This is a genomic window from Amycolatopsis sp. MEPSY49, assembly GCF_051337345.1.
Taxonomy (GTDB): Bacteria; Actinomycetota; Actinomycetes; order Mycobacteriales; family Pseudonocardiaceae; genus Amycolatopsis.
On record NZ_JBDLYJ010000014.1, the window covers coordinates 79,676 to 106,116 of the forward strand.

Annotated in this window: 26 protein-coding genes and 4 tRNA genes; 12 read left to right on the plus strand and 18 right to left on the minus strand. The window is 69.9% G+C overall.

Going from position 1 to position 26,441, the window contains the following annotated elements:
* Positions 1 to 15: 15 nt before the first annotated feature.
* The gene (rplJ, locus tag ABFJ78_RS41340; RefSeq protein WP_372671270.1) at positions 16 to 570 is read right to left on the minus strand and encodes a 50S ribosomal protein L10; all 555 of its coding nucleotides are present in this window, start codon (positions 568 to 570) and stop codon (positions 16 to 18) included.
* A 306-nt stretch (positions 571 to 876) separates the two neighbouring features.
* Here rplJ and ABFJ78_RS41345 point away from each other — a divergent pair, with 306 nt between their 5' ends.
* Positions 877 to 1,785 carry a hypothetical protein gene (locus tag ABFJ78_RS41345; RefSeq protein WP_436392907.1) on the plus strand — a complete coding sequence of 303 codons (909 nt, stop codon included), beginning with the start codon at positions 877 to 879 and terminating at the stop codon, positions 1,783 to 1,785.
* Position 1,786: 1 nt separating this feature from the next.
* Here ABFJ78_RS41345 and ABFJ78_RS41350 read toward each other — a convergent pair whose 3' ends face one another.
* From ABFJ78_RS41350 to ABFJ78_RS41375, 6 genes are all read right to left on the minus strand, one after another.
* On the minus strand, positions 1,787 to 2,566 hold the full coding sequence (locus ABFJ78_RS41350) for an alpha/beta fold hydrolase (protein WP_436392908.1): 780 nt from the start codon (positions 2,564 to 2,566) through the stop codon (positions 1,787 to 1,789).
* Between the two features lie 162 nt (positions 2,567 to 2,728).
* Positions 2,729 to 3,448, minus strand: a complete 720-nt coding sequence (gene rplA / locus ABFJ78_RS41355; protein ID WP_372671273.1) for a 50S ribosomal protein L1 — start codon at positions 3,446 to 3,448, stop codon at positions 2,729 to 2,731.
* A gap of 73 nt (positions 3,449 to 3,521) precedes the next feature.
* Positions 3,522 to 3,959, minus strand: a complete 438-nt coding sequence (gene rplK, locus ABFJ78_RS41360) for a 50S ribosomal protein L11 (RefSeq protein WP_043781763.1) — start codon at positions 3,957 to 3,959, stop codon at positions 3,522 to 3,524.
* A gap of 74 nt (positions 3,960 to 4,033) precedes the next feature.
* Positions 4,034 to 4,846 carry a transcription termination/antitermination protein NusG gene (gene nusG, locus ABFJ78_RS41365; protein ID WP_436392909.1) on the minus strand — a complete coding sequence of 271 codons (813 nt, stop codon included), beginning with the start codon at positions 4,844 to 4,846 and terminating at the stop codon, positions 4,034 to 4,036.
* Positions 4,847 to 4,919: 73 nt separating this feature from the next.
* On the minus strand, positions 4,920 to 5,360 hold the full coding sequence (secE, locus tag ABFJ78_RS41370) for a preprotein translocase subunit SecE (RefSeq protein WP_436392910.1): 441 nt from the start codon (positions 5,358 to 5,360) through the stop codon (positions 4,920 to 4,922).
* A 26-nt stretch (positions 5,361 to 5,386) separates the two neighbouring features.
* Positions 5,387 to 5,459, minus strand: a tRNA-Trp gene (locus ABFJ78_RS41375).
* Positions 5,460 to 5,656: 197 nt separating this feature from the next.
* Between ABFJ78_RS41375 and ABFJ78_RS41380 the strand changes: the two genes are divergently transcribed.
* Both ABFJ78_RS41380 and ABFJ78_RS41385 read left to right on the plus strand, forming a co-directional pair.
* The gene (locus ABFJ78_RS41380; RefSeq protein ID WP_436392911.1) at positions 5,657 to 6,586 is read left to right on the plus strand and encodes a TIGR03619 family F420-dependent LLM class oxidoreductase; all 930 of its coding nucleotides are present in this window, start codon (positions 5,657 to 5,659) and stop codon (positions 6,584 to 6,586) included.
* Positions 6,587 to 6,680: 94 nt separating this feature from the next.
* A complete protein-coding gene (locus ABFJ78_RS41385; protein WP_436392912.1) occupies positions 6,681 to 7,586 on the plus strand; it encodes an SGNH/GDSL hydrolase family protein in 906 nt (301 codons plus the stop codon).
* Between the two features lie 150 nt (positions 7,587 to 7,736).
* Here the strand turns inward: ABFJ78_RS41385 and ABFJ78_RS41390 are convergent, their stop codons facing one another.
* From ABFJ78_RS41390 to ABFJ78_RS41415, 6 genes are all read right to left on the minus strand, one after another.
* Positions 7,737 to 8,135, minus strand: coding sequence for a MaoC family dehydratase (locus tag ABFJ78_RS41390; RefSeq protein ID WP_436392913.1), 399 nt, complete (start codon positions 8,133 to 8,135; stop codon positions 7,737 to 7,739).
* The gene (locus ABFJ78_RS41395; protein WP_436392914.1) at positions 8,132 to 8,581 is read right to left on the minus strand and encodes a MaoC family dehydratase N-terminal domain-containing protein; all 450 of its coding nucleotides are present in this window, start codon (positions 8,579 to 8,581) and stop codon (positions 8,132 to 8,134) included. The genes ABFJ78_RS41390 and ABFJ78_RS41395 overlap by 4 nt, the downstream gene beginning before the upstream one ends.
* An 80-nt stretch (positions 8,582 to 8,661) precedes the next feature.
* Complete coding sequence (gene rpmG / locus ABFJ78_RS41400; RefSeq protein WP_005152047.1) at positions 8,662 to 8,826, minus strand: 50S ribosomal protein L33; 165 nt, start codon at positions 8,824 to 8,826, stop codon at positions 8,662 to 8,664.
* A 49-nt stretch (positions 8,827 to 8,875) separates the two neighbouring features.
* A tRNA-Met gene (locus ABFJ78_RS41405) sits at positions 8,876 to 8,948 on the minus strand.
* 50 nt (positions 8,949 to 8,998) lie between these two features.
* Positions 8,999 to 9,071: transfer RNA gene (locus ABFJ78_RS41410), tRNA-Thr, on the minus strand.
* A gap of 79 nt (positions 9,072 to 9,150) precedes the next feature.
* The gene (locus ABFJ78_RS41415) at positions 9,151 to 11,796 is read right to left on the minus strand and encodes a putative bifunctional diguanylate cyclase/phosphodiesterase (RefSeq protein WP_436392915.1); all 2,646 of its coding nucleotides are present in this window, start codon (positions 11,794 to 11,796) and stop codon (positions 9,151 to 9,153) included.
* Between the two features lie 237 nt (positions 11,797 to 12,033).
* Between ABFJ78_RS41415 and ABFJ78_RS41420 the strand changes: the two genes are divergently transcribed.
* The 4 genes from ABFJ78_RS41420 to lon all read left to right on the plus strand — a co-directional run bounded on the left by ABFJ78_RS41420 (position 12,034) and on the right by lon (position 17,245).
* Positions 12,034 to 12,972 carry a GNAT family N-acetyltransferase gene (locus ABFJ78_RS41420; RefSeq protein WP_436392916.1) on the plus strand — a complete coding sequence of 313 codons (939 nt, stop codon included), beginning with the start codon at positions 12,034 to 12,036 and terminating at the stop codon, positions 12,970 to 12,972.
* 70 nt (positions 12,973 to 13,042) lie between these two features.
* On the plus strand, positions 13,043 to 13,897 hold the full coding sequence (locus ABFJ78_RS41425; RefSeq protein WP_436392917.1) for an SAM-dependent methyltransferase: 855 nt from the start codon (positions 13,043 to 13,045) through the stop codon (positions 13,895 to 13,897).
* The gene (locus ABFJ78_RS41430) at positions 13,894 to 14,742 is read left to right on the plus strand and encodes an SAM-dependent methyltransferase (RefSeq protein ID WP_436392918.1); all 849 of its coding nucleotides are present in this window, start codon (positions 13,894 to 13,896) and stop codon (positions 14,740 to 14,742) included. The genes ABFJ78_RS41425 and ABFJ78_RS41430 overlap by 4 nt, the downstream gene beginning before the upstream one ends.
* A 100-nt stretch (positions 14,743 to 14,842) precedes the next feature.
* Positions 14,843 to 17,245: an endopeptidase La gene (lon, locus tag ABFJ78_RS41435; RefSeq protein WP_436392919.1), complete on the plus strand. Its 2,403-nt coding sequence runs from the start codon at positions 14,843 to 14,845 to the stop codon at positions 17,243 to 17,245.
* Between the two features lie 196 nt (positions 17,246 to 17,441).
* Here the strand turns inward: lon and ABFJ78_RS41440 are convergent.
* A tRNA-Tyr gene (locus tag ABFJ78_RS41440) sits at positions 17,442 to 17,524 on the minus strand.
* Positions 17,525 to 17,642: 118 nt separating this feature from the next.
* Here ABFJ78_RS41440 and ABFJ78_RS41445 point away from each other — a divergent pair.
* On the plus strand, positions 17,643 to 18,134 hold the full coding sequence (locus ABFJ78_RS41445; RefSeq protein WP_372671307.1) for a YajQ family cyclic di-GMP-binding protein: 492 nt from the start codon (positions 17,643 to 17,645) through the stop codon (positions 18,132 to 18,134).
* 34 nt (positions 18,135 to 18,168) lie between these two features.
* Here the strand turns inward: ABFJ78_RS41445 and ABFJ78_RS41450 are convergent, their stop codons facing one another.
* Positions 18,169 to 18,837 (minus strand): hypothetical protein, encoded by a 669-nt coding sequence (locus ABFJ78_RS41450; RefSeq protein WP_436392920.1) that lies wholly within the window; start codon positions 18,835 to 18,837, stop codon positions 18,169 to 18,171.
* Between the two features lie 146 nt (positions 18,838 to 18,983).
* On the opposite strand from ABFJ78_RS41450, the gene ABFJ78_RS41455 reads away from it, so the two are divergent.
* The gene (locus ABFJ78_RS41455) at positions 18,984 to 20,120 is read left to right on the plus strand and encodes a sialidase family protein (RefSeq protein WP_436392921.1); all 1,137 of its coding nucleotides are present in this window, start codon (positions 18,984 to 18,986) and stop codon (positions 20,118 to 20,120) included.
* 50 nt (positions 20,121 to 20,170) lie between these two features.
* Entirely contained in the window at positions 20,171 to 21,046 is an 876-nt protein-coding gene (gene rfbA / locus ABFJ78_RS41460) for a glucose-1-phosphate thymidylyltransferase RfbA (protein ID WP_436392922.1), read from the plus strand.
* Here the strand turns inward: rfbA and ABFJ78_RS41465 are convergent.
* From ABFJ78_RS41465 to htpX, 3 genes are all read right to left on the minus strand, one after another.
* On the minus strand, positions 21,043 to 22,353 hold the full coding sequence (locus tag ABFJ78_RS41465; protein WP_436392923.1) for an NtaA/DmoA family FMN-dependent monooxygenase: 1,311 nt from the start codon (positions 22,351 to 22,353) through the stop codon (positions 21,043 to 21,045). The genes rfbA and ABFJ78_RS41465 overlap by 4 nt on opposite strands.
* A 1-nt stretch (position 22,354) precedes the next feature.
* Complete coding sequence (locus tag ABFJ78_RS41470; RefSeq protein ID WP_436392924.1) at positions 22,355 to 23,449, minus strand: LLM class flavin-dependent oxidoreductase; 1,095 nt, start codon at positions 23,447 to 23,449, stop codon at positions 22,355 to 22,357.
* Between the two features lie 117 nt (positions 23,450 to 23,566).
* Positions 23,567 to 24,418, minus strand: a complete 852-nt coding sequence (gene htpX / locus ABFJ78_RS41475) for a zinc metalloprotease HtpX (protein ID WP_436392925.1) — start codon at positions 24,416 to 24,418, stop codon at positions 23,567 to 23,569.
* 134 nt (positions 24,419 to 24,552) lie between these two features.
* Here htpX and ABFJ78_RS41480 point away from each other — a divergent pair, with 134 nt between their 5' ends.
* Together ABFJ78_RS41480 and ABFJ78_RS41485 are read left to right on the plus strand one after the other, a co-directional pair.
* Positions 24,553 to 25,521, plus strand: coding sequence for a YncE family protein (locus ABFJ78_RS41480; protein WP_436392926.1), 969 nt, complete (start codon positions 24,553 to 24,555; stop codon positions 25,519 to 25,521).
* Positions 25,522 to 25,562: 41 nt separating this feature from the next.
* Positions 25,563 to 26,435, plus strand: coding sequence for an LLM class F420-dependent oxidoreductase (locus tag ABFJ78_RS41485; RefSeq protein WP_436392927.1), 873 nt, complete (start codon positions 25,563 to 25,565; stop codon positions 26,433 to 26,435).
* Positions 26,436 to 26,441: the final 6 nt, after the last annotated feature.

A 26,441-nucleotide genomic window follows, 5' to 3' on the forward strand; every position in this document is an offset into this window, starting at 1 on the left:
TCGGGGTGGGGTGGTTCAGCTCTCGGCGGGTGCTTCGGCTGCTTCGGTACCGGTGGCGTTGCGCTGCTTCTCCTCCAGCGCGGCAGCCAGGCGGGCGACCTGGGACGCCGGCGCCTGGAACAGCGCGGCGGCCTGGGACAGCTTCGCCTTGAACGCGCCCGCTGCCTTGGAGAGCAGGACCTCACGGCTGTCGAGATCGGCGATCTTGTTGATCTCGTCCACGGACAGCGCTTTGCCGTCCATGTAGCCGCCCTTGATCACAAGCGCGTTGTTGTCCTTCGCGAAGTCGCGAAGCGCCTTGGCGGCGTCGACCGCTTCACCCTCGACGAAGGCGATGGCGGTGGCGCCGACGAACAGGTCCTCGAGCCCCGTGACGCCCGCGTCTTCGGCGGCGCGCTTGACGAGGGTGTTCTTCGCGACCCGGTACTTGGCACTGGTGCCGAGAGCGCGGCGCAGCTGGGACAGCTGGGACACGGAGAGGCCGGTGTACTGGGTAACGACGGTGGCCGAGCTGTTGCGGAAGCTCTCCGCGATCTCGGCGACGGCCGCCACCTTGTCGGGCTTCGCCATGGTCGCCTCCTCTCTTGGCTAGTGTTTCCACTGGCGTCGAGGGACCCCCGAAACGACGAAACGCCCTCGCGCAAGCAGGCGCGGGGCGTTCTTCCGGCACACGTGCCGGGGCCTCGTTCCTCCTGCGCGGGCCGCCCGGCGAGTTGCGGGACCTTCGTTCCCCTTGCGGGGAAAACCAGCGGTCTTCGGTAGAACCGTTCTGAACTATACCGGGTGGTCCGGCGAGGCTTCTCCCGGGGGCCGCGCTGACCTGCGTTTAGGGCGGCTGGGGGTTCGCGGCGGGGCCGGGGAGGGCATCATGGTGACGTGGCGGAGCAGCGCGATGACGGAAAGCCGGGCTCGGACATCGAACCGGCGGGCTCGAACGCGCCCGCGTCGGCGCCTGGCAACGCCCTCACGCCTGGCGCGGGGTCACCGGCCCTCCCCCAGCCCTCCGGCGGCGGCGCGCAGCCGCCGATGGATCCGGACCAGCTGGAGCAGTTCCGCCAGTTCCAGCAGTTCCAGGACTACCTGCGGTTCACCCAAGCCCAGCAGGGCAACGAGCCGGCCCCGCCGCCGAACACCGGCGTGGTCCAGGCGCCGCCGTCTCCCCAGCAGGGTGGCGCCCAGCCCCCGATGATCCCGCCGGGCTATCAGCTGGTCCCGACCGAACGCCGTCGAGCGCCGAAGTGGCTGAGCTGGCTGGGCAAGAAGGTGATCGCGTGGGTCCTGGCGATCGTCATCCTCGGTGTGGCGGGAACGTGGCTGTACAACCACTTCTTCCCCAACGACGCCGGCAAGACCTCCGCCCAGCTCGCCCAGGAGGGCGGCGGGAAGTACCAGACCAACCACATCCTCTCGACCAGCCCGTACGAAGCCGTCCGGGAGGTCTACGACGCCGTCGCGCAGAACCTCGTCCCGCAGGCGTGCGGCCGGATGGACGAGCCCGTCCAGCAGAAGTTCGCCCAGGACCTGGGTTACGCCGACTGCCAGGTCGCGGTGCACGAGCTGAACCGCAAGGTCACCAACAAGAACAAGTACGCCGAGTCGATGCCCTCGAGCGTCTCGGAGCCCTACCCGGGTGACCGGTTCACGATCAGCTCGTGCCAGTTCGGCATCGAGGGCGGCCCCGCGCTCGGCGCCTTCACCGTGGCGAAGGTGCCGAAGGGCCAGTGGCTGATCGTCGCGCACACCAACGAGCCCACGCCGTGCCCCGCGGCACCGCCGACCAGCTGACTCAGCGGGGCTGAGGCGCGGTCAAGAACGCCACCAGCGCCTCGGAGAACGCCGGCGCCATCACCGCCGTCATGTGGTCGCCCGGGATCCGCACCAACCGCGCCCCCGCTATCGCCGCGGCCAGCCGCTCCGGCTCCGCCGCCAGCAGGTCCTGGTCCCCCGCCAGCACCAGCGTCGGCACCCCGATCGCCGAGAGGTTCAGACTCCCGTCCTGCGACGCCGATGCCAACGCGACCGATGCCAACGCCTGACGGTCCCCACCAGTGGCGTCGGCCAGCAACCGGAACGGCACCCCCGACGGCGGCACCGTCGACGGGTCCTCGGCCAGCAACGCCGAAGCGATCTCCGCCGGCTTCACCACCCGCAGGTCGACGCCACCGAAGTCGACGATCCCCGACCCCACTCCGCCCGTGGCCAGCCGGCGGATGCGTTTGTCCGAAGCCGTCGATGACAGCGCGATGATCGCGCCCATCGAGTAGCCGACCAGGGACACCTCGTCCAACGCCAGCTCGTCCAGCAGCGCCGAGATGTCGCGGGCCATGCTGTCGCCCGTGTACGCCGCCTCGTCGTGGGGCTTCTCCGAACGGCCGTGGCCTCGCGCGTCCAGTGAGATCACCGTCAGCCCCGCCGAGCGCAGCGCCGCGACCACACCAGTGGAGATCCAGTTCGCGTTCGTGTCGGCCGCGAAGCCGTGTTGCAGCAGCACCGGGTGGTGGGCGCCGTCGCCCTCCCACACCGTGTAGTTCAACCGGAGGCCGTCGAACGACGCGAAAGTCGGCATGACCTCCATGAGACACGAAGAAAGGGCGCCCCCGCAGCAAGCGGGGACGCCCTTTCCGGTGATCTCAGACTCAAGAACCTTATTCAGCCGTCGGCCGGCGCGAAGCTCGCCGCAGCGGCACCGGTTGCGTTCCGGAGCGCCAGCCTAACCAGAATAAGGTTCTCAGACGTTCGCGTCCTCGGAGAGGAGGTTGCGGGTCCGCAGCGGGTCGACCGGGATGCCCGGGCCCATCGTGGTGGTGAAGGTGACCTTCTTCAGGTAGCGGCCCTTCGCCGACGACGGCTTGGCGCGGAGGATCTCGTCCAGCGCCGCCGCGTAGTTCTCGACCAGCTTCTCCGTGTCGAAGGAAGCCTTGCCGATCACCAGGTGCAGGTTGGCCTGCTTGTCGACGCGGAAGTTGATCTTACCGCCCTTGATGTCCTTCACGGCCTTCTCGACCGCGGGGGTCACCGTGCCGGTCTTCGGGTTCGGCATCAGGCCACGCGGGCCGAGGATGCGGGCGATGCGGCCCACCTTGGCCATCTGGTCCGGCGTCGCGATCGCGGCGTCGAAGTCGAGCCAGCCACCCTGGATGCGCTCGATCAGCTCGTCGGTGCCGACCGCGTCCGCGCCGGCGGCTTCGGCCTCGGCGGCCTTGTCGCCGACGGCGAAGACGATGACGCGGGCGGTCTTACCGGTGCCGTGCGGCAGGTTCACGGTGCCGCGGACCATCTGGTCGGCCTTGCGGGGGTCCACACCGAGACGCATCGCGACCTCGACGGTCGCGTCCATCTTGGTCTTGGAGGTCTCCTTCGCCAGCTTCGCGGCCTCGAGCGGCGCGTACAGGCGCGCCTTGTCGACGAGCTCCGCAGCCTGGCGGTAAGCCTTGCTGTGCTTGGTCATGCTTCTGTCCTTAACTTCGAAAACGGATCAGTGTGGTGACGAGCCAGCACGCGGCTCTCCCACGGGTAAAGCGTCAGGCGTCGACGACCGTGATGCCCATCGAACGAGCAGTGCCGGCGATGATCTTCGCGGCCTGGTCGATGTCGTGCGCGTTGAGGTCGGTCTCCTTGGTCTTGGCGATCTCGCGGACCTGGTCCCAGGTGACCTTGGCGACCTTGGTCTTGTGCGGCTCGCCGGAGCCCTTCTCCACGCCCGCGGCCTTCAGCAGCAGCTTGGCGGCCGGCGGCGTCTTCAGCTTGAAGTCGAACGACCGGTCTTCGTACACGGAGATCTCGACCGGGACGACGTCCCCGCGCTGCGACTCGGTCGCGGCGTTGTAGGCCTTGCAGAACTCCATGATGTTGACGCCGTGCTGACCCAGGGCCGGGCCGACCGGCGGCGCGGGGTTGGCCGCACCCGCCTTGATCTGCAGCTTGATGATCGCCGCAAGCTTCTTCTTCTTGGGTGGCATTTCTTTTCCTGTCCTGTACTACGTTCCCCGCGTACCTGCCGTGGACGCGGGAACTGCGGCCGACCGGGCGGCCGTCAGATCTTGGAGACCTGGTTGAACGACAGCTCGACCGGGGTCTCCCGGCCGAAGATCGACACCAGGACCTTCAGCTTCTGCCCGTCGACGTTGACCTCGGAGATCGTCGCCGGGAGCGTCGCGAACGGGCCGTCCATGACCGTGACCGACTCGCCGATCTCGAAGTCGACCTCGACGGCCGGGCCGCCGAGCGGGGCCGCGGTGGCGGAGGACTCGCCCTTGCCGGCCTTCGCCGGGGCTTCGCTCTCGACCTTGGGGGCGAGGAACTTCAGCACCTCGTCCACGGTCAGCGGCGACGGCCGCGAAGTGGCGCCGACGAACCCGGTGACACCCGGCGTGTTGCGCACCGCGCTCCACGAGGCGTCGTTCAGGTCCATCCGGACCAGGATGTAGCCGGGCAGCACCTTGCGCTGCACCTGCTTGCGCTGGCCGTTCTTGATCTCGGTGACCTCTTCGGTCGGGACCTCGATCTGGAAGATGTAGTCCTCGACGTCCAGGGTCTGGGTCCGGGTCTCGAGGTTGGTCTTCACCTTGTTCTCGTAACCGGCGTACGAGTGCACGACGTACCACTCGCCGGGCGCGGCGAGCAGCTCGGCGCGCAGCTTGGCGACCGGGTCCTCGTCGTCCGCGGCGGGCTCGGCCTCGTCGGAACCGGCGTCGGCTGCGTCATCGGAAGCGGATTCGTCGACCTCGTCGGACACCTCGACGGGCTCCAGGTGCGCGGACTCCTCGTCACCGAGTGCCGTGTGCACCTGCTCGTCGGAAAGCTCGGTCAGGTCGTGACCGGCTGATGTGCCGTTGTCGGAGGTCACGTTCCGTCCTCTCAGTTGATCATTGCCGGGGTCAGGCCGGGACCTGAGCCCCATCGGCGCGCGCCGGGGCGCGTCAGCCGAAGATCTTGCCGATGCCCCACTTGAATGCCAGGTCGAGCACGCTCACCAGGGCCACCATGAACACCACGAAGGCCAGCACGACCGCGGTGTAGGTGACCATCTGCTTGCGGTTCGGCCAGATGACCTTGCGCAGCTCGGCCCAGACCTCGCGGACGAAGCGCATGAGCCGCGCGAACACGGAGGCCTTCTTCGCCTTCTGGTCCCGCTTCGGGGTCGGGGCGCCCTTCGCGTCGGGGGCGGTCTTCTCCCCCGACTTGCCGGCCGGCCGGGTCTTGTCGTCCGCACGTGCCGCGGACTTGCCCGCCGGACGAGCGGTCGCACGGCGCTCACGCCGGGCAGCGGCTGTGACGGGACGGGACGTGCTGTCGGGCTTCTGCCCGGTGCCGTCCTGCTCCTGCTCGCCGCCGCTGGCGTCGCTGTCGCTCACGACCACTCCTCCGCTCCACCAGTTCCGTTACGCAGGGGTGACAGGACTTGAACCTGCAACCTGCGGTTTTGGAGACCGCTGCTCTGCCAATTGAGCTACACCCCTGTGAGGCCTCGATCGCTCGAAGCCCCGTTGGACGCATTCCATCGTCCCCACCATCCAGGCGGGGATGACCGTAGTGCGTTCCAAGTCCCGAAGTCTACGGCAAGCCTCGCGAGAGCCCGCAACCGCGCCCCCCGATCGACCGCCGAACCCCGGCCGGCCTGCGGAAAACTCCCCGCCGGCCACCCGATCATGCCAGGATGTCCGCCATGACGGACAACCCGGAGTCCCGCGCCCCGGTGAGCGGGACGCGGCTGGGGCTCGCGCTGCCGCAGTACGGCGCCCTGGCCGACCCCGCGGCCGTCGCGCGTTTCGCGACCGCTGCCGAGGGGATGGGTTTCGGGTCCCTGTGGGTCGGTGACCGGATCTTGACGCCGCACGCGCCCTCGGACCTCTACCCGGGCGGCGGGACTCCGGAGCACCCGTACCCGAAGGAGTTCGAGACCTTCGCGGATCCGTTCACGACGTTGGCCACAGCGGCCGCCGTGACCCGCACGGCTCGCCTCGGGATGAGCGCGTTGACCGGCCCGGTCTATTCCCCCGTGCTGCTCGCCAGGGCGCTGACCTCGCTCGACCTCGCCAGCGGCGGACGGCTGGACGTCGGGTTCGGGCTTGGCTGGCTGCGCGAGGAGTACTTCGCGACGGGCGTCCCGTGGGAGGGGCGTGGCAAGCGGCTGGACGCCGTGCTCGACGCGCTCGACGCCGTGTGGACCGGTGATCCGGTGGCGCACGAGGGGCCGCAGTGGCGGATCGCGCCGTCGACCGTCGGCTTGCGCCCGGCTCAGGATCCGCGGCCGCCCGTGCTGCTCGGCGGGTTCTCCCCGCCCGCGCTGGTGCGGGTGGGGCGGCGCGCGGACGGGTGGCTGGCCGGGTGGATGCCGAAGGAGTACCTGATCGGGCTTTGGTCGGTCGCGGTCGACGCGGCCGAGCAGGCTGGCCGCGATCCCGGGACCCTGCGGCGGGTGCTGCGGATCAACCCGCGCGCGGGCACCGGGGTCGAGACGGTCGCGGACGTCGCGCCCTGCCTGGACGTGGCCCGTGAGCTCGGCATCACCGAAGTCCTCGTCGATCTGCACTACGTCGCCAAGGATGTCGACCACGCTCTGGAGCTCGCCGCTGAGCTCGTGTGACGTAGATCATCGTCACTCAGCGGGGTTCGACGATTCCCCCTAGTCACCCGTATTGCCCACTTCGGAACCGTGCTCGCGCCGGTAGAAACGATGTGTGGCCAAGAACAGTGGGGGCGGCTGCCTCGTCGCCGTGATCGTGGTCGGCCTGCTGGCCTTCGGGTACTACAAGTGGCAGCACGGTTCTTCTTCCGCACCGCCCGACACCGGCGCCGAGACCGGGGGTGGCACCGGGCGGTACGTCGCTCTGGGCGATTCCTATACGTCTTCGCCGCACAATGGGCGGCAGGCCGGGCCTCCCGCCGGGTGTCAGCGTTCGCTCGACAACTACCCCCATGTCGTCTCCGCCAAGCTCAAGCCCGCTGAGCTGGCCGATGTCAGCTGCAGTGGGGCTACCACCGCCAATCTGACCTCGCCGCAGAAGACTTCCGATGGGACCAATCCGGCTCAGCTGGATGCCGTCAACTCCAAGACCACGCTGGTGACGCTGGGGATCGGCGGGAACGACGTCGGGTTCATTTCGCTTGCTTCCTCCTGCGCCACCGCTCATCGGTCCGGGTCGCCTTGCCGGGATCGGTTGACCGCCGGCGGGCATGATCAGCTCGCCGAACGGATCGATGCTGCCGCTCCGAAGGTGGGCGCTGTGCTCGACAAGATCCATCAGAAGGCGCCCAAGGCGAAGGTCGTCGTCGTTGGGTATCCGACCGTTTTGCCTGATGGGGATGGGTGTTGGCCCGTGCTTCCCGTTGGCTCCGGGGATGTTGAGTACTTCCGGGGTGCGCTCGGGAAGTTGAACAAGATGCTTGAGGATCAGGCCGATGCTCACTCGGCCGGGTATGCCGATACCGCTGCTCCCAGTAAGGGGCACGATGTTTGCTCGGCTTCGGATACCCGGTGGGTTGAGGGCGTTATTCCTACTTCGCGGACCGCTCCGCTTCATCCGAATGTTCGGGGGGAGCAGGGGATGGCTGATGCTGTGCTTGGGGTTCTCAAGCTTCCGTGAGTTCTTCTCCGGCACCCCGCTCGCCCATTGTGACTACGGCCGGTGACACCGGGTGCCTCCGGCCGTGTTCTGGCTTCGGATCGGGGTGCCTGGGGGGTCTGGGTGCTCGTCGGTGCTGGTTTGCGGGTTCCCCTCGCTTTGGGAACTCCTCTAGACGCGCACCAGGGCTTGTGGCTTGCCCAGGACCGTCTTTCCGTCGAACTTGGCCACCAGGTCGATTCTGGCCGTTCCGTCCTCGTTGATCGCCCCTACCTTGCCCGAGAACTCCACCGTTGCTCCCTCGGGTGTGTTGGGGACCACCACTGGCCTCGTGAAGCGGGCGCTCAGGTCGATCAGCTTGGCCGGGTCGCCCAGCCAGTCCGTCACCACTCGGCCGGCCAGCGCCATCGTCAGCATTCCGTGGGCGATCACGTCCGGGAGTCCCACCTCCTTCGCGAACGCCTCGTTCCAGTGGATCGGGTTGAAGTCCAAGGACGCCCCCGCGTAGCGGACCAGCTGGTCGCGCGTCACCCGGACCTCGATCGTGGGCAGCTCGTCGCCGATGTTCACGCGTTCTCCCCCCGGACCACCAGCTGGGCCCGCGTTGTGGCGATGTGCTCGCCCTCGCCGTCGACGATCTCGGCTCGCAGGTTGATGAAGTCGTTGCCCGCCCGGGCCATGATCTTGTCGATGTGCGTCGTCAGCAGCAGGCGGTCGCCGACCCGGACCGGGCGGCTGTAGGTGAACTGCTGGTCTCCGTGGACCATTCGGGAGTAGTCCAGTCCCAGCTCGGGGTCCGTCACGATCGCGTTGATCGCCGCCAGGTTGACGATCGTGATGAACGTCGGGGGCGCGATCACGTCCGGGTGCCCGGCGGCTTTCGCGGCTTCGGGGTCGCGGTAGACCGGGTTCGCGTCGCCGATCGCGTCGGCGAACTCGCGGATCTTCTCCCGGCTCACTTCGTAGCTGGTCTGCGGCGGGTACACCCGCCCGGTGAACGACTCGTCCAAAGGCACCCGGAGAGGCTACCAACAGCGAAGAGCCGCCCTGGTGGTCCAGGGCGGCTCTTCGAAGCTGGTGCGAACGCGCTACGCGGTCAGCGGGTTTCCTTGTGCGTCCGGTGCGTACCGCAGTTCGGGCAGAACTTCTTCATCTCCAGGCGATCCGGGTTGTTGCGCCGGTTCTTCTTGGTGATGTAGTTGCGGTGCTTGCACTCTTCGCACGCCAGCGTGATCTTGGGTCGCACGTCGGTGGCAGCCACAGCGTTTCCTTCTCTCTCAGGTCCGGGGGCCAGCCCCGTCGTTACCGCGTAGCGGTGGCCGGACTTGAACCGGCGACACAGCGATTATGAGCCGCTTGCTCTGCCAACTGAGCTACACCGCCCTTACATGACCCAAGCCGCGACACGCAGGCGTGACGCGGCTGAGGTCGAGAGCCCCTTTACGGAATCGAACCGTAGACCTTCTCCTTACCATGGAGACGCTCTGCCGACTGAGCTAAAGGGGCCTGCCTCTCGCGAGGACTTGGAAAGATTACCAACCCCGGTCACCCGGCTGTGCAACCGGGGTCCCGTTAGCACAAAACCTCAGGTCAGCAGGGTAAGCACGGTCTCGGAGTGGCGTCCCGGGGAGCGCGCCGTGCGGGCCTGCAGCCACGCCTCGAGCCGGTCCTCCGGCAGCGGCCGCGAGATCAGGTAGCCCTGCGCGACGTCGCAGCCCATCGCCTCGAGCTGGTCGCGCGCCACGTCCTCCTCGACGCCTTCCGCGACCACCGTCAGGCCGAGCGAGTGCCCCAGCTCGACGATCGAGCGGACCACCGCGAGGTCGCCGAGGTCGGTGCCCATGCCGAGGACGAAGCTCTTGTCGATCTTGACCTGGTCGACCGGCAGCTGCCGCAGGTAGGCCAGCGACGAATAGCCCGTGCCGAAGTCGTCCACCGCCAGCGTGATGCCCAGCGAGTGCAGCTCGCGCAGGATCGGCAGCGCCTTCTGCGGGTCGGACATCACGCCGGACTCGGTCAGCTCGAACGTCAGCAGCTCCGGCGGGATGCCGTAGTGCGCCAGCTCGCGGGCGACCTTGTTCGGGAAGTCCTCGTCGGCCAGGTTGCGCACCGACAGGTTGACCGCCACCGAGATCCGCAGGCCCTCGTCGAGCCACTTGCGGCAGCGCTTGAGCGCCTCGCCGAGCACGAAACCCGTCAGGACGCCGATCAGGCCGGCCGCCTCGATGGCCGGGACGAACTCGTCGGGGCCGAGCCTGCCGAACTCCGGGTGCACCCAGCGGACCAGCGCCTCGACGCCCTGCACCTGGCGGTTCGGCAGGGTGATCTTCGGCTGGTAGTGGACGCTGACCTGGCCGTCCTCGAGGGACTGCCGGAACTGCGTGACCATCTGGAAGCGGCGCAGGAAGATCTGGCCCATGCTCGGCACGTACCCGCGGACCTCTTCGCCGCCCTTCGTCGCGCGGACGGCGACGTCGGCGCGCTGCAGCAGACCCTCGATGTCGACGACGTCGCCGGACTCCTCGGGCGTCGTCGTCGCGTAGCCGATCATCGCGTTCGCCTCGACCGACAGCCGGTCCACCGGGTACGGCGCGGAGAGCTCTTCGCGCAGCCGTTCCGCTGCCGCGTGGGCGTCCTCCGGCGGGCAGCCGACGAGCAGCGCCGCGAAGGACGCGCCTTCGAGGCGGGCGAGCGGGACGTCGGGGCCGAGCGCGTCGCGGATGCGGCGGCCGGCGGCGATCACCATCCGGTCGGCCCACGCGTACCCGAGCGCGTCGCTGACCGTCGAGAAGACGTCGAGGTCGATCCGCAGCACGACGGCGTTCGCGAAGTCCCGCAACGGTTCCTTCGCCACCTGCCGGAAGCCCGGCCGGTTGAGGTGCCCGGTGAGCGGGTCGTGGTAGGCGTCGTGGCGCAGGGTGGCGAGCAGGCGCCGGTTGTCCAGCGACGTCGCCAGGTGGCTGGCCATCGTGCCGAGCAGCTGGACGTCGTACTTGCCGAACCCGCGCCAGCGGGACAGCCGGTCGTGCGCCTCGACGACGCCGAGCAGCTGGTTCGCGCTGCGCAGCGGCACGACGAGCGCTTCCTGCGCGCCGCGGTCGAGCAGCGCCGCGCGGACGTCGGGGTTGGCTTCGGTGATCCGGAAGTGCCGGACGTGCGCGCCGGGCAGGCGCAGCAGCGGGTCGTCGGCGGCCGGGTCGGCGGGCGGCAGGTCCTCGCCGGCGACGACGACGCGCATGGCGTCCTTCGGTTCGAGCCGCAGCCTCAGCACGACCCGGCCGGCGGCGAGCTGGTCCTTGATGCGCTCGGCGATCGTGGCCCACTCGCGGACGTCGACGCCGCCGACGAGCTCGTCGGCGCGGCTGGCCGGGCGCGCCGCGGCCTGCTGGCCGGAGCGGGCGACCATCAGGCTGACGTCGGAGAGCGCCTCCATGTCCCGCTGCTCGCGCAGCAGATCGGAGTAGGCCCAGTAGAGCGCGGTCAGGCCGAGGAACACGGCGAGCACCAGCGGCCACGCCTTGGGCGTGTTCGAGATGACGAGGTAGCCGGACAGGCCGACGGAGGCGTTGACGAACCCGACGACCAGGATCCGCGCGGTGAGCCGGACGGCGGTGCTGACCCGCATCCGGCGCCGCAGGACGCGGACCGCGGCCAGCGCGAGCAACGTGCTCACCAGCGGCGCGGTCAGGGTGCCCGCCAGCGCGGCGACCCACGGGATCTTGTCGCCCGCCCCGGCGCCGACGGCGACCTTCACCAGCCCGGCGACCCCGAAGGCGCCGGTGATCTCGAGCAGGAACGCGCCCGCGTTGTAGAGGACGCGGCCGGCGACCTTGCGGGCGAGCAGCGTGCCGATGCCGGCGACGAGGTGCGCGGCCAGCACGACTTCGAAGGGCGCGACGAAGAACCCGATGACGAGCGGGATCTCGGTGAAGGAGATGGTCCACGAGATGCCGCTGCGGACGTCGACGTTGATGCCGAGCTGTTCGGCGAGCAGGAACGCGACCGCGAGCACCGGCCCGATCCACAGGAGCCTGCTGTCCCAGTGGAACGGCAGCCAGGAGCCGACGGCGAACGCGGCGACGAGCCCGATGCTCAGGACGGCGAAGGTGTACGCGCGGAACCGGCGTTCGTCGGTGCGGGCTTCGGCGGAGACGGGCGGTGTCCCGGACACGGTTCCCGGCCCGGGCTGCGCCTGCGCTACGGCGTCGCCGTGGGCGTTGGTGTCCGGCATCCGACCTTCCCTCCCGGCTTGTCCACCGGTACTGATCCGTGACTTCGGGTGTGGACAAGGGCCATACCGTACCCCGTAGGGCGTACCCGTGTCCCTTTCGAGACAGTAGGAGATCACCCCAGGGTTAACAATGCCTCGGTGGCGCTGACCTGCGTGGACCAAGGGGTGAAACAACGGGGGATGAACAGGGGGTCGGTCCTTTGCACACGAGGCCCCGGGTAGCGCTTCAATGAACCCATGCACAGCGACGTGATAGCCACCGAACACGCGGCCCGGCTCGCGGCGGTGGATTCCCTGCTCCCCGGTTCATCTCCCTTCGAGGCGGCCGAAAACGCGGTGGTGCTGGAGGTCGCGACGGGCGACTCCGCCGCTTCCGCCCTCGCCTCGCGCATCCAGGTCGACCAGGACGCGCCCAACGCGCCGTGGCGGGCGCTCACCGAGCACCGCCTCGACCTCCAGCTGGCCGGTCCGCGGCCGGCCGAGGCCCTCGACGCGCTGCTCACTCGATGGGATGAACATCTGCGCGCGGTCGCCGAGCGCGGCGACACCGAGACCGCGGCGATCGTTCCGCGCGCGAGCCGGGACGCCGCCGGCACGCGGGAAATGCTGCATCACGGGTTCGCCCCGCTGCGGGTGATCGCGGTCCGCCCGGCGGACCGGATGATCCCGGCCGGCCCGCGCGGCACGCCCGGCGTCAAGATCCGCCGCGCCGAGCCCGGCGACCTCGAAACCGCCGTCACGCTGGGCCTGGAGCTGCACACCTTCGACGCGCAGTACGGCACGGTCACCTTCCGCAAGGGCGTCGAGGACATCATGGCCAAGGACCTGGCCGAGCAGCTGAACCGGCCGGAGCCGCCGCTGTGGATCGCCGAGCTGTACGGCCGTCCGCTCGGCATGGTGAACGTCCAGCACCCCGGCGAGACCGGCTGGATCAGCGACCGCGTCAACGCATCGCGCGTCGGCTACCTCTCTTCGCTGGCCGTCGCGGAGACCGCGCGGTCGTCCGGTGTCGGTACCGCGCTGGCCGCGCACGCCCACCACGTCCTGGACGAGGAAGGCGCCGACGTCGTCCTCCTGCACCACGCGGCGGCGAACCCGCTGTCGACGCCGTTCTGGTACGCGCAGGGGTACCGCCCGCTGTGGACGTACTGGCAGCGCCGGCCGGCTGTCCGCTGAACGACTGGCGGCTTACCCCGGGGAGTCCGTCCTTATAGGCTTGCCCCGGGAGCAGCGAGGGGAGCCGGAAGTGACCGACCAGCGCGATTCGGCGCCGAGAGCACCTGAAGGCGTCGACACCGAGAAGCCGTCCGCGGCCCGGATCTACGACTGGTACCTGGGCGGCACGCAGAACTGGGCCGTCGACCGCGAGTTCGGCCGGCGCATGGAGCAGCAGTGGCCGCTCGTGCGCCCCGGCTCGAAGCAGAACCGCGAGTTCATGAACCGCGCGGTCCGGGCGGCGCTGCGGGCAGGCATCCGCCAGTTCATCGACCTCGGTTCCGGCGTCCCGACGGCGGGCAACGTCCACGAGGTCGTCGAGGCGGAGCTGCCCGAGGACCACGACGCGAAGGTCGTGTACGTCGACTACGAGCCGGTCGCGGTCGCGCACGCGACGCTGATCCTCGAAGAGGGGATGGCGACGGACTGGGCCGGCATCGTCCAGGCCGACATGCGCGACGCGAAGGCCGTCCTGCGCGCCGAAGAGACGAAGCGGCTCATCGACTTCTCGCAGCCGGTCTGCCTGATGATGATGGCGGTCCTGCACTTCGTCGGCCCGGACGACGACCCCATCGGCCTGCTGAAGGCCTACCGCGACAAGCTCGCGCCGGGCAGCTGGCTGGCGATCTCGCAGATGAGCGAGGGCGACGGCGAGGGCGAGGCCCTGGCCGGGCTGCGCTGGTTCGTCGAGCAGTACCGCAAGACGAGCAACCCGGTGTGGCTGCGCGACCGCGACGAAATCGAGCCCCTGTTCGGCGACTGGGAGATCATGGAGCCGGGCATCGTGCACCTGCCGGACTGGCGGCCGGACCGGAAGCTGAACGCCCTGGAGGCGGAGGCCCGGCCGTTCGCCTGGTGCGGGATCGGAGTCAAGCCGGGCGTATGAGCGAAGGAGCGCCGATCGCCCCGGCCGGGGTGGACACCGACAAGCCGTCCGCCGCGCGCGTCTACGACTGGTACCTCGGCGGTGACCAGCACTGGGCGGTCGACCGCGAGTTCGGCCGGCGCGTGGAGAAGGTGTGGCCGCTGATCCGGCCGATCTCGCGGCAGAACCGCGCGTTCATGAACCGGGTGGTGTCGGCGGCGATGGAGGCGGGCGTCCGCCAGTTCGTCGACCTCGGCTCCGGCGTGCCGACCGCGGGCAACGTGCACGAGATCGTGCGCGACCGGCTGCCCGCCGGCGAGCGCGCGTCGGTCGTCTACGTCGACTACGAGCCGGTGGCGGCCGCGCACTCGCGGCTGATCCTGGAGCGCGAAGGCGCGACCGGCTGGGCGGGCCTGGTCGAGCGGGACATCCGGCGGCCGGCGGAGATCTTCGACGATCCGGTGACGGCGTCGCTCGTCGACTGGTCGCGCCCGGTGTGCCTGCTGATGATCACGGTGATGCACTTCATCGGGCCGTCCGACGATCCCGACGGGCTGATGGCGGCCTACCGCGAGAAGCTCGCGCCGGGCAGCTGGCTGGCGTTGACGCACGGCACGTGCCGCGACGACGCGCCACCGGAGCGCGCCGCGGAGGTGAAGCGGTTCATCGACGCCTACCGCGACACGTCGAACCCGGCGTGGCTGCGGTCGGCCGAGGAGCTGCTCCCGTGGTTCGGCGGCTGGCCGCTGCTCCCGCCGGGGATGACATCGTTGCCGGACTGGCGCCCGGAGGAGCCGCCGACCCCGATCGACGCGGAGACGCGGCCGTTCGCCTGGTGCGCCGTCGCTCGCCGTCCGTCGCTCTGACCTGCGGTTTCCCTGATCGCTGTGGGCGAACGCACCATCGGAAACAAACACATCCATCGGAGAGTTGAGCAAGGCAGACTCAACTACACGAGGAGTGCACATGTCCGACACCCGCCTCCTGCCCGTGCTCCCGCTCGATGACGACGTCGTGCTGCCGGGCATGGTCGTCCCGCTCGACCTGACCGACACCGAGACCCGGGCAGCGGTGGAGTCCGCTCAGGCCAAGACGCCGAGCCAGGCGTCCTTCCCCGGCATTCGCTCGACCGCGGCCGCCAAGGCCGAGGTCCTGATCGTCCCGCGCGTCCACGGCGAATACGCCGAGTACGGCACCGTCGCCACGGTCGAGCGCATCGGCCGCGTGCCCGGCGGCAAGGCCGCCGTGCTGCTGCGCGGCACGTCCCGCGCGCTCGTCGGCCGGATCGCCGACGGCCCCGGCGCCGCCCGCTGGGTGCACGCCGAGGACGCCCCCGAGACCACGGACGACCGGACCGCGCAGCTCGCGGCCGAGTACAAGGCCGTCGTCATCTCGATCCTCCAGCAGCGCGGCGGCTGGCAGCTGATCGACGCCGTCCAGCAGGTCGAGGACGCCTCCGCGATCGCCGACCTGTCCGGCAACGCGCCCTACCTGTCCACCGACCAGAAGCTCGAGCTGCTCGGCGCCCTGGACGTCACCGCACGCCTGGAGAAGGCCCTCGAGTGGAGCAAGGAGCACCTGGCCGAGCTCGAGGTGACCGACACGATCCGCAAGGACGTCGCCGAGGGCATGGAGAAGCAGCAGAAGGAGTTCCTGCTGCGCCGCCAGCTCGAGGCCATCCGCAAGGAGCTCGGCGAGCTCGACGGCACCGCTCAGGACGACGACTACCGCGCCCGCGTCGAAGGCGCCGAGCTGCCCGACGCCGTCAAGAAGGCCGCGCTGGCCGAGGTGGACAAGCTGGACCGCACGTCCGAGCAGTCCCCCGAGGGCGGCTGGATCCGCACGTGGCTGGACACCGTCCTGGAGCTGCCCTGGAACGAGCGCACCGAGGACGTCTACGACATCGCCGCGGCCCGCGCCGTGCTGGACGCCGACCACGCCGGCCTCGACGACGTCAAGGAACGCATCATCGAGTACTTGGCCGTCCGGAAGCGCCGCGCGGAATCGGGTCTCGGCCCGGTCGGCGGCCGTCGGTCCGGCGCCGTGCTGGCCCTCGCGGGCCCTCCCGGGGTCGGCAAGACGTCGCTGGGTGAGTCCGTCGCGAAGGCCATGGGCCGCAAGTTCGTCCGCGTGGCGCTGGGCGGCATCCGCGACGAGGCGGAGATCCGCGGTCACCGCCGCACGTACGTCGGCGCGCTGCCGGGCCGGATCGTCCGCGCCATCAAGGAAGCCGGCTCGATGAACCCGGTGGTACTGCTCGACGAGATCGACAAGGTCGGCGCCGACTACCGCGGCGACCCGACGGCGGCGCTGCTCGAAGTGCTGGACCCGGAGCAGAACCACACGTTCCGCGACCACTACCTCGAGGTCGAGCTGGACCTGTCCGACGTCGTGTTCCTGGCGACGGCCAACGCGCTGGAGACCATCCCCGGCCCGCTCCTGGACCGCATGGAGCTCGTCACGCTGGACGGCTACACCGAGCACGAGAAGGTGACGATCGCCCGCGACCACCTGCTCCCCCGCGAGCTGGAGCGCGCCGGCCTGGGCGCTTCGGATGTGGTTCTGACGGACGCCGCGTTCAGCCGGATCGCCGCCGAGTACACCCGCGAGGCGGGCGTGCGCGACGCGAACCGCACGATTGCGAAGGTGCTGCGCAAGGTGGCGACGAAGGTGGCACTGGACGAGGTTTCGCTGCCGGTCTCCATCGACGCCTCGGACCTTCCGGACTACCTGGGCCGCCCGCGGCACATCCCGGAGTCGTCGCTCCCGGCGTCGACGCAGCGCACGGCAACCCCGGGCGTGGCAACGGGTCTGGCGGTGACCGGTGCCGGCGGTGACGTCCTCTACATCGAGGCGTCGCTGGCCGACGAGGAGTCCGGCGCGTCCGGGCTGCAGCTGACCGGCCAGCTCGGCGACGTGATGAAGGAGTCGGTGCAGATCGCGCTGTCGTACTTGCGTTCGCACGGCGCGGAGCTGGAGCTCCCGGTGGGCGACCTGCGCAAGCGAGGCATCCACGTCCACGTGCCGGCGGGCGCGGTCCCGAAGGACGGGCCATCGGCGGGCGTGACGATGACGACGGCGCTGGCATCGCTGCTCTCGGGCCGCGTGGTCCGGGCGGACGTGGCGATGACCGGCGAGGTGTCGCTGACCGGCCGGGTGCTCCCGATCGGCGGGGTGAAGCAGAAGCTGCTGGCGGCCCACCGAGCGGGTATGAAGACGGTGATCATCCCCCAGCGCAACGAGCCGGACCTGGACGACGTCCCGGCCGAGGTGCTGAGCGAGCTGGACGTCCACGCGGTGGCGAACGTCCGCGAGGTCCTGGACCTCGCCTTGACGCCGGCTTCGACGCCGGTTTCCCAGGCGGCGTAACCCCGAGCGCCGCCACCTGAGAACGGCCGGTTTCCCTCTCCCCCAAGGGAAACCGGCCGTTCCCACGAAGGCGACCGCGGCCGGGGGTCCAGGGGGCGGAGCCCCTTGGCGGGGGTCTGGGGGTTCGACCTCCAGAGGACACAACGAAGAGAGCCCTGTCTGCGCATTCCGCAGACAGGGCTCTCTCGCGAACGGGTGGCGGGTGAGGGATTCGAACCCCCGTAGGCGTAAGCCAACTGGTTTACAGCCAGTCCCCTTTGGCCACTCGGGTAACCCGCCATGGCCGGTCGCACCGGCCGGGGGAAAGCTTACCCAAGGGCTCCCGGCGGGGGTCAACCGGGATACCCGGGGCTAGGCTGGGTGGCCCCTGACAAGCGAGTACGAGGTGTGAGGACACGTGGCGGATCCCTCTTTCGACGTCGTGAGCAAGGTCGACCGCCAGGAGGTGGACAACGCGCTCAACCAGGCGAGCAAGGAGCTGGGCACGCGCTTCGACTTCCGCGGCACGGGCACGACGATCAACTGGTCCGGCGAGGAGGCGATCGCGATCGAGTCCGAGACCGAGGAGCGCGCCCTGGCCGCGGTCGAGGTCTTCAAGGAGAAGCTGATCAAGCGCAGCATCTCGCTGAAGGCGTTCGAAGCGGGCGAGCCGGCGCTGTCGGGCAAGATCTACAAGATCTCCGGCAAGATCCTGCAGGGCATCGCGTCGGACAAGGCGAAGCAGATCGCGAAGTTCATCCGCGATGAGGGTCCCAAGGGCGTGCAGGCCCAGATCCAGGGTGACCAGCTGCGGGTGTCGGGCAAGAAGAAGGACCAGCTGCAGGACGTGATCGCCTTGCTGAAGGGCAAGGACTTCGAGATCGCGCTGCAGTTCACCAACTACCGGTGACGCCGTCGCGGGCACCCGGCCACCGGGTGCCCGCTCAGGACGGCGTGATCGTCCAGCTCGCCTCGTACCCCTCGACCAGCAGATACGCCGGCCCCACGACCTCCACCGTCTTGGACAGATCGCCGATCTCGTTCACCAGCAGGTCGCGGACCTTCTCCGAGTGGACCCACACGGCCACGTTCCCGCGCGTCTTCGCCGTGAACGCCACCGTGCGAACCCCCTCCGGGACCCGGAACACCGCGTCACCCTTACCTGACGCCGTCGCACCCGCAGAAGCCACCGGCAAGCTTCGGTAGTCCGCGATCGTCGCCGTCCAGGCCGCGTTCGCGTGGACCGTCACCTTCGTTGTCGGGCGGTCCGGTTCTGTGTTGAGCCACGTGGTTCCCTTGTACTTGCCGATCGCGTTGACCAGGCCGTACTCGCCGCCGTCCGTGTCGACCATCACGTTCGACGAGCACTTCGGGCAGTCGAACGTGAAGAAGCCCAGCTGGTCCGCCGGCCACGTCGACGCGAACTCGCCGTCGCCCTTGCCCGTGTGCGTCTCCGGCGGCACGTCCTTCAGCACCGGCGCGGCCGAAGTCGACGGCGGCGCGACCGGCGCAACCGGGGCCGACGCCGAAGTCACGATCGTGCCGTACCCCGTCGACGACCCGCACCCGGACACCAGGACCAGAACCAGAAAACCGCACAACGCACGTCTCATCGTTCCCCCTCGCAGCTACTCCACGTTACCCGTCACCCGGAAGTGCACAGCAAACCCCTCGAACGCGCGAATGGGCCGTGTGACTGTCCACGAAGGACCCGATCCGCGTGCTGTAATCGCGCCGTCACCGCGTGGAGAGGGTCAGGATGCGCCGCTTGCTCGCCTTCGTGCTGTCACTCACCGTGATCGGCGCGACACTGACGTCCGCGAGCGCCGCCGAGCGCAAGCAGCTCCTGCCCGGCCTCGGCTCCTACGCGCGGCTCATCCGGCTCGACTACTCGATCTTCGGCCGGGGCCGCATCATCGCCTCGCTGACCAGCGAAGACGCCAGCGGCAAGTTCACGCCCATCATGGAGAGCACCGACGAGGGCGACACGTTCCACCAGATCGGCGCCATCCACGATCCCGACGGCCGGTACGGCATGTGCTGCGGCACCATCTACGAGCTGCCGCAGCGGGTCGGCCGGCTTCGCGCGGGCACCCTGCTCTGGGCCGCCTCCTACCGGCAGGACGCCGGGGCGCAGCGCCGCGTCGGGATCAAGATCTGGGCCAGCCCGGACGGCGGCCGCTCGTGGCGGTTCCTGTCCGAGGCCGCGCGGTCGCACAACATCGACGGCATCTGGGAACCGGAGTTCACCGTCGACGCCGGTGGCACGCTCTGGCTCCACTTCGCCGACGAGACGCAGGCCCCGAAGTACGCCCAGGTCCTCAACCGCGTCGCCTCGACCGACGGCGTGAACTGGGGCACCAAGCAGCTCACCCTGGCCATCCCGCCGGACCGGGTCCGGCCCGGGATGCCGATCATCCGCCGGCTGCCCGACGGCCGGTACTACTTCGCCTACGAGATCTGCAACTTCCGCGACCGCTACTGCGACCCGTACTTCAAGATCTCCCCCGACGGCGCCAACTGGGGTGACCCCGCCGACCCCGGCACCCGCGTGAACACCGCGAACGGCAACTACTTCCAGCACGCGCAGACGATCGCGCTCTTCCCCGGCGGCCCGAACGGCGTGCGGATCGTCATGGTCGGGCAGATCTACACCAACGCCAAGGGCCAGCCGCAGCCCGGGAACGGCCAGGTCCTGCTGGCCAACGACGACTTCGGCAGCGGCAACTGGTACGAACTGCCCGCGCCCGTGCACATCACCGGCATCTACAACAACTTCTGCCCCAACTACTCGTCGACGCTGCTGCCGGTCGACGACGGCAAGAACGTGCTGGAGATCGCCACCGAGTACAACAACGGCTGCAAGGCCTACTTCGGCAAGGGACCGGCTTTCTGAACCCGGCGGCCCGTAGGGTGGGGCCGGAGCCGGACTAGAGGAGGCAGTTCATGAAGGGCATCGTGCTGGCCGGAGGCAGCGGGACGCGCCTGCACCCGATCACCCAGGCGGTGTCGAAGCAACTGCTGCCGGTCTACGACAAGCCGATGGTCTACTACCCGATCTCGGTGCTCATGCTGGCCGGGATCCGCGAGATCCTCGTCATCTCCACCCCCGCCGACCTGCCGATGTTCCGCAAGCTGCTCGGCAACGGCGGCCAGTTCGGCGTCTCGTTCTCCTACGCCGAGCAGCCGAGCCCGAACGGCCTCGCCGAGGCTTTCGTGATCGGCGCGGACTTCATCGGCGACGACGACGTGGCCCTCGTCCTCGGCGACAACATCTTCTACGGCCAGGGCTTCTCCGGCCGGCTGCAGACCGCGGTGCGCGAGCTCGACGGCTGCGTCCTGTTCGGCTACCCGGTGAAGGACCCCGAGCGCTACGGCGTCGGCGAGGTCGACGCGGACGGCAAGCTGCTGACCATCGAGGAGAAGCCCGCCAAGCCGCGGTCCAACAAGGCGATCACCGGGCTGTACTTCTACGACAACCAGGTAGTCGAGATCGCGCAAGCGCTCAAGCCGTCGCCGCGCGGCGAGCTGGAGATCACCGACGTCAACCTCGAGTACGTGCGGCAGGACCGGGCGTCGCTGGTCGACCTCGGCCGCGGCTTCGCGTGGCTCGACACCGGCACGCACGACTCGCTGCTCGAGGCCGGCCAGTTCGTGCAGGTGCTGGAGCACCGCACCGGCGTGCGCATCGCGTGCCTCGAAGAGATCGCGCTGCGGATGGGCTTCATCGACGCCGCCGAGTGCTACGCGCTGGGCGAGAAGCTGGCGAAGTCCGGCTACGGCGACTACGTGAAGGCAGTCGCCGTAGCCGCGGGCGCCTAGAACAGCTGCTCGCGCAGCGTCGTGCCGGTGTACTCGGTGCGGAACACGCCCTTTTCCTGCAGCAGCGGCACGACCTTCTCGACGAACTCGTCGAGCCCGGTCGGCGTCAGGTGCGGCACCAGGACGAACCCGTCGGCGGCGTCGGACTGGACGTACTCGTCGATCGTCGAAGCGACGGTCGACGGCGTGCCGACGAACTGCTGGCGCGCGGTGACCTCGATCACCAGCTCGCGGATCGAGAGCTTCTTCTCCTCCGCGATCGCCCGCCACTTCCGCGCCAGCGCGAGCTGGTCCTTCTCGTGCCGGACGCGGCCCCAGGTCAGCGGCTCGGCGTCCGGGTCGGGGTCGAGCTCCGGCAGCGGGCCGTCGACGTCGTAGCCCGACAGGTCGCGGCTCCACACCTGCTCGAGGAACTGGATCGCGGTGGCCGGGCGGACCTGCTGGAGCCGGATCTCGCGCGCGTGTTCCTCGGCTTCGGCGTCGGTGTCGCCGAGGACGAACGTCGCCGCCGGCATGATCAGCAGCTCGCCGTACTCGCGGCCGTACGCGGCCAGCCGCCGCTTGACGTCGTGGAAGAACGCCTGGCCGTCTTCGAGGGTGCCGTGCCGGCTGAAGATGACGTCGGCGGCCTTCGCGGCGAACTCGCGGCCTTCGTCGGAGTCGCCGGCCTGGATGACGATCGGCTGGCCCTGCGGCGTCCGCGGCAGCGTGAACTGCCCGTGGATGTCGAACTGCGGTCCACTGTGGACGAACTTTCCGGGGTCGCGGGCGAAGACGCCGTTCTCCTTGTCCCCCACCAGGGTTCCGGGCTGCCAGCTGTCCCACAGCTCGCGCACGGTGGCCAGGAACTCCTCGGCGCGCGCGTAGCGGTCCTCGCGCTTGAGGAAGCCGCCGCGGCGGAAGTTCTTGCCCGTCCACGCGTCCGGCGACGTCACGACGTTCCACGCCGCGCGCCCGCCGGAGAGGTGGTCGATGCTCGCGACCTGGCGGGCGACCTCGTAGGGCTCGTTGAACGTCGAGGACAGCGTCCCGGCCAGGCCGAGGTGCGTCGTGACGGCGGAAAGCGCGGCCAGCACGGTCGTCGTGTTGGGCCGGCCGACGACGTCGGAGTCGAGGATCTTGCCCGCGTGCTCGCGCAGCCGCAGCCCCTCGGCGAGGAAGAGGAAGTCGAACTTGCCGCGCTCGGCGGTGCGGGCGAGGTGCTCGAAGGACGCGAAGTCGATCTGGCTGCCCGACGCCGGGTCGCTCCACACCGTCGTGTTGTTGACGCCGGGGAAGTGCGCGGCGAGCTTGATCTGCTTGGTCATCTCAGGCTCCCGGGGTGACGGCGTAGGCGTTGACGGCCCGGCCGAGGCCGAGGTGGTCGCGCAGGGTCGCGCCGCGGTAGCCGTCCCGGAACGCGCCGGCCGCCCGCAGCGCCGGGACGACCTCGCCGGCGAGCAGGTCGAGGTCGTCGGGCAGGACGGCGGGCCGCAGGTGGAAGCCGGCGACGCCGGTCTCGGCGGCCCAGCGCGGCAGTTCGGCGGCCAGCTGTGCGGGGGTGCCGACGAAGGACAGGCCCGCGGGCTCGAACGGCGTCCGCGCGTCCAGCTCGTGCTGCCGGTCGCGGGCGCCCTGCTCGGTCTCGGCGAGCACGATCGACACCGTGGCCAGGACCTTCGCGCCGGGGAACCGGGCGGCCGCGGCGCGCACGGCTTCGAGGTGGTCGGCGCGGGTGATGACCACGTCGGCGCCGACGGCGTGCGGCGAATCGCCGTAGACCGCGGTCACCGGGTGGCCCTGCGGCGGCCGCGGCGTGATCGACGGGCCCTTCACGCTGAAGAAGCGGCCCTCGAAGTCGACGTAGTGCAGCTTTTCCCGGTCGATGAAGCGGCCGGTGGCGGCGTCGCGGATGATCGCGTCGTCCTCCCAGCTGTCCCAGAGCCGGGTGCTGACGTCGAGGACCTCGGCGGTCTCGGCCTCGCCGTCGGCCGGCGACGGGGCCGGGCGGCGGCCGAAGTGGGCGGCCTCGGCGTCGGTCAGCGACGGCACCGCGAGAACGCCGGCACGGCCGCGGCTGGCGTAGTCGAGGGTCGCGACCGACGTCGAGACGTGGAACGGCTCGGTGTGGGTGGTGGTGACCGTCGGGACCAGGCCGATCCGGCTGGTCGCCGGCGCGAGGGCGGACAGCGTGAGCAGGGCGTCGAGGCGCCCGCGCACGACCTCCTCGCCGCCGGGCTGCAGCGCCAGGGAGTCGTCGAGGGTCACGAAGTCGAGCGAAGCGGCTTCGGCGAGCTTCGCGTACTTCAGGTAGTGACCGGAGGTGAACAGCGCGGCGGGCTCGACCGCGGAGACACGCCACGCGGCCGGGTGGTACCCGGCCCCGTCGATGGCGACGCCCAGGTGCAGCTGTGCGGAAACCATGCCTACTGAACTGCCCGGCTGAGACCGGGATTCCCGCTCCCACCAGTTGGGAAAGCGCACTTTCACGTGAAAGTGCCCACCTGGGGGGGCGCACTTTCACGTGAAAGTGCGGCTGGGTCAGAAGCGGCGGCGGGCCATTTCCTCGAGCCGCGCGATGCGGTCGGCGATCGGCGGGTGCGTCGAGAACAGCTTGCTCAGGCCCTCGCCGGGCCGGAACGGGTTCGCGATCATCAGGTGCGACTGCGACACCAGCTGCGGCTCGGCGACCAGGGGCCGCGCCCGCGTCCCGGCGTCCAGCTTCCGCAGTGCCGAGGCCAGGCCCAGCGGGTCGCCGGTCAGCTCGGCGCCGGACGCGTCGGCCTGGTACTCCCGCGACCGGCTGACCCCCATCCGGATGACGGCGGCGGCGATCGGGCCGACGAAGACCAGCATCAGGCTGACCAGCGGGCTGCCGTCGCGGTTGTTGCCGCCGAAGAACAGCGCGATGTTCGCGAGCACGCTGATCACGCTGGCCAGCGCGCCGGCGACGCACGAGATCAGGATGTCGCGGTTGTAGACGTGGGACAGCTCGTGGCCGAGCACGGCCCGCAGCTCGCGCTCGTCGAGCAGGTCGAGGATGCCGGTGGTGCAGCAGACGGCCGCGTGGCGCGGGCTGCGGCCGGTCGCGAACGCGTTCGGCGCGACGGTCGGGCTCAGGTAGAGCTGCGGCATCGGCTGGCGGGCGACCTGCGCGAGCTCGCGCACGATCCGGTACATCGCGGGCTGCTCGACCTCGGACACCGGCCGCGCCCGCATCGCGCGCAACGCCAGCTTGTCGGAGTTGAAGTAGGCGTACGCGTTCATCCCCAGCGCGATGACCAGGCCGATGACCAGCGCGCCGCGGCCGAAGAGCCCGCTGATCGCGATGATGATCGCCGACAGCAGGCCGAGCAGCACCGCCGTCTTCAGTCCGTTCTGGTGCCCGTGCACGCGCGCTCGCCTCCGTCCGCTCTGGAAGTGGGTTACCCAGTGGAAACAACGCGATCGGGGGACGCGAAGTTCCTTCACGTGATGATCGCGCGGGTTAGGGTCGGGAGGCGAGTCGATCACGAGCGGAGGCGCCGATGCGAGGTCGCCCGATAGGCCGCCGGGCGCTGTTCGCGCTGGTCACGGCCGGTGCCGGAGCCGTGGTCCGGCCCGGGGTCGCGCGGGCGCAGGACGTCCGGTCGATCGAGCTCGGCGGGGCCCCGACCGCGGTCGCGGTGAATCCCGTCACCGGGCTCGCGTACGTCACGGATCCCGAGGCCGGGACGGTCTCGGTGGTCGACCCGCGCGCGGCCTCGGTCGGCGCGGTGGTCCGGGTCGGTGGCACCCCCAGCGCCGTCGCGGTCGACCCCAAGGCCAACCGGATCTACGTCGCGAACCCGCCGGCCGGCACCGTCGTGGTGCTCGACGGCCGCACCCACGACCTGGTGAGCGTGATCGGCGCCGGGGCGGGCGCTTCCGCGCTGGCCGTCGACGAGCGCGCCAACCGCGTCTACGCGGCCAGCGGCGGCACCGGCACGCTCGCCGTGCTCGACGGCGTCAGCTGCACCCTGTCCGCGCTCGTGCCGGGCCCGAAGCCGAGCCTCGCCGGGATCGCCGTCGACGCCGGCCGCAAGCTCGCCTACTGCGCGAGCACCGGCACGGACTCGGTCGAGGTGTTCTCGATCGACAGCGGGAAGTTCGTCGCCAGCGTGAAGGTCGGCGCGCGGCCGACCGCCGTCGCGGTGCACGCCGAGAGCGGCTCGGTGTACGTCGCCAACTCCGGCATCCACCACATGTCCATTGTGGACCCGGCGACCCGCACCGAGCGCAAGACCGTGTTGCTGCGCAGCGAATCGTCGTCGCTCGCCGTGCACCAGGGCACGAACACCGTCTACACCAACGGCGGCCAGAACGGCCTGAGCCGGGTCGACGGCGCGAGCGGGACGCTGACCGGCGAGCTGCCACTGGGCATCAACCCCGGCGACGTCGCGGTCGACCAGCGCACGCGCACGGTGTTCGTCACGGATCCCTTGCACGGCAGGGTTTCCCTCGTCCGCGATTTCTGAGCACCCCGGCTGGGGTAACTCCAGGTATACGGTCGGAAGGTATGAAACTCGGACTGCAGATCCCCGACTTCACCTGGCCGAACGGGGCGTCCGCGCTGGGCGCCGACCTGGCCGCCGTCGTCCGCACCGCCGACCAGGCGGGCTTCGACTCCATCGCCGTGATGGACCACTTCTTCCAGATCGGCGGGGTCGGCCCCGTCGAAAACGACATGCTCGAGGCGTACACGACCCTCGGCTTCATCGCCGCGCACACCGAGCGCGCCAAGCTGCTGACGGTCGTCACCGGCGTCCTCTACCGCCATCCGGGCCTGCTGGCCAAGGCGATCACGACGCTGGACGTGCTGTCCGGCGGCCGCGCGATCCTCGGCATCGGCGCGGGCTGGAACGAGGACGAGTCCCGCGGCCTCGGCTTCCCGTTCCCGCCGGTCGCGGAGCGCTTCGAGTTGCTGGAGGAGAACCTCCAGTACGTGCTCCAGATGTGGGCCGAGGGCGATGCGCCGTTCAAGAGCAAGCACTTCGACGCGGCCCGGCTGCTCAACGTCCCGCAGGCGCTGTCGGACCCGCGCCCGCCGATCATGATCGGCGGCGGTGGCGAGAAGAAGACGCTGCGGCTGGTCGCCAAGTACGCCGACCAGTGCAACCTGTTCAACGGCCCGGAGCTGGAGCACAAGCTCGACGTGTTGAAGCGGCACTGCGAGAACGAGGGCCGCGACTACGGGTCGATCACGAAGACCGTCTACCACATCCTGGACATCGGCGAGGACGGTTCGAAGTCCGGCGAGCTGCTGAAGGAACTCGAGCGGCTGCACGGGCTCGGCATCGACGTCGCGCTGGGCATGGTCCCGCACGTCCACAACCCGGCGGTGCTGGAGAAGTTCGGCACCGATGTCATCCCGGCGGCGGAGAAGATCTAGCAACTC

What these genes read in the sequence shown, in the direction of transcription:
- lon (WP_436392919.1), top strand. Translation starts at nt 14,843, where the DNA reads ATGTCCGACACCCGCCTCCTGCCCGTGCTCCCGCTCGATGACGACGTC.
- rplK (WP_043781763.1), bottom strand. Translation starts at nt 3,959, where the DNA reads ATGCCACCCAAGAAGAAGAAGCTTGCGGCGATCATCAAGCTGCAGATC.
- ABFJ78_RS41465 (WP_436392923.1), bottom strand. Translation starts at nt 22,353, where the DNA reads ATGACCAAGCAGATCAAGCTCGCCGCGCACTTCCCCGGCGTCAACAAC.
- ABFJ78_RS41420 (WP_436392916.1), top strand. Translation starts at nt 12,034, where the DNA reads ATGCACAGCGACGTGATAGCCACCGAACACGCGGCCCGGCTCGCGGCG.
- ABFJ78_RS41380 (WP_436392911.1), top strand. Translation starts at nt 5,657, where the DNA reads ATGTCCGCCATGACGGACAACCCGGAGTCCCGCGCCCCGGTGAGCGGG.
- ABFJ78_RS41450 (WP_436392920.1), bottom strand. Translation starts at nt 18,837, where the DNA reads ATGAGACGTGCGTTGTGCGGTTTTCTGGTTCTGGTCCTGGTGTCCGGG.
- ABFJ78_RS41415 (WP_436392915.1), bottom strand. Translation starts at nt 11,796, where the DNA reads ATGCCGGACACCAACGCCCACGGCGACGCCGTAGCGCAGGCGCAGCCC.
- ABFJ78_RS41480 (WP_436392926.1), top strand. Translation starts at nt 24,553, where the DNA reads ATGCGAGGTCGCCCGATAGGCCGCCGGGCGCTGTTCGCGCTGGTCACG.
- ABFJ78_RS41455 (WP_436392921.1), top strand. Translation starts at nt 18,984, where the DNA reads ATGCGCCGCTTGCTCGCCTTCGTGCTGTCACTCACCGTGATCGGCGCG.
- ABFJ78_RS41470 (WP_436392924.1), bottom strand. Translation starts at nt 23,449, where the DNA reads ATGGTTTCCGCACAGCTGCACCTGGGCGTCGCCATCGACGGGGCCGGG.
- ABFJ78_RS41485 (WP_436392927.1), top strand. Translation starts at nt 25,563, where the DNA reads ATGAAACTCGGACTGCAGATCCCCGACTTCACCTGGCCGAACGGGGCG.
- rplJ (WP_372671270.1), bottom strand. Translation starts at nt 570, where the DNA reads ATGGCGAAGCCCGACAAGGTGGCGGCCGTCGCCGAGATCGCGGAGAGC.
- ABFJ78_RS41430 (WP_436392918.1), top strand. Translation starts at nt 13,894, where the DNA reads ATGAGCGAAGGAGCGCCGATCGCCCCGGCCGGGGTGGACACCGACAAG.
- ABFJ78_RS41350 (WP_436392908.1), bottom strand. Translation starts at nt 2,566, where the DNA reads ATGCCGACTTTCGCGTCGTTCGACGGCCTCCGGTTGAACTACACGGTG.
- rfbA (WP_436392922.1), top strand. Translation starts at nt 20,171, where the DNA reads ATGAAGGGCATCGTGCTGGCCGGAGGCAGCGGGACGCGCCTGCACCCG.
- rplA (WP_372671273.1), bottom strand. Translation starts at nt 3,448, where the DNA reads ATGACCAAGCACAGCAAGGCTTACCGCCAGGCTGCGGAGCTCGTCGAC.